This window comes from Mesorhizobium sp. WSM4810 (assembly GCF_055811235.1).
In genome coordinates, this window is the sequence record NZ_JBVVQV010000085.1 from 1 (window position 1) to 892 (window position 892).

The window sequence follows — 892 nt, forward strand, 5'->3', positions numbered from 1 at the left end:
AAAAGCCGACGTTGGGTGCGACCGGCGCTCATGACGCGATCCGCATCTTGCCACACGCGCCCGGCCTCGTTTTTGAATGCGTTGCCACGAGTGTGAGAATTCTCACAGACGAACCTACCCACTCCTCATATGCTTTGCGCACCGATCTTGTTCTGACCTGTTCGGTTGGGGAGGAAAATATCATGTACAGATACACGGTCCTTGCAGCGCTTTGCGTGACGACGGGCTATGCCTCTGCAGGTGAACTGGACACCCAACAAGGAGGGAGTATCGATCTCGGCGGTTTTCAAGGCGTCGTCTATTATACGGAAGCCGATAACAGCTTCCGGGTGGTCACCACGATCGCTGAAGGCGAGGCGGGCTTGCCTGTGCGCTTCGAGGCAACCCTCGATGAGGCCAAAGCCTCACGATCTCGGTTCCAGGCAGGTTGGACGAGCGCAGCCAAACCGTCGAGATTTCGCGGGCCGGCGGCAAACTCTTCGTGGCAGGAGCCGAGCCCCCTCCCGAACTCGTTCGTGCCGGCCATTGAATCTGTCGCCTCCGAGGACGAACTCGATCTCCGCGAAGGAACAAGACAATGCTTTATACGCTCGTCATTCTGGCTTGCTGACATCCGCTCCGGAGGCCTGCGAGTCGCGCGAGTTGATCGTCGGCGATTTGGCCATCCATCCCGGGGCCGCTTTTATACAGGCGCAACCACTTGTCGCGCAGTTGACCGAAACGCATCCCGCCTTTTTCGTACAACGTTGGCGACTGCTACCTGGTCGTGGGACATGAATGCTGCACTCGTCTGCAGTTCCGTGCCGGCACAGGGCACGACCGCACAGCCGATTCGGCGGTCGGGCGTAGGTCGGGATTGCCAACGCTCCGTGAATGTCGGCAAATGGCGCAC

At 59.3% G+C, this 892-nt stretch carries 1 pseudogene; it reads left to right on the plus strand.

Annotated elements, in window-relative coordinates:
- Positions 1-182 precede the first annotated feature (182 nt).
- Positions 183-892 (plus strand): annotated as a pseudogene (locus AC0L3O_RS35395) (hypothetical protein); the annotation flags it as partial.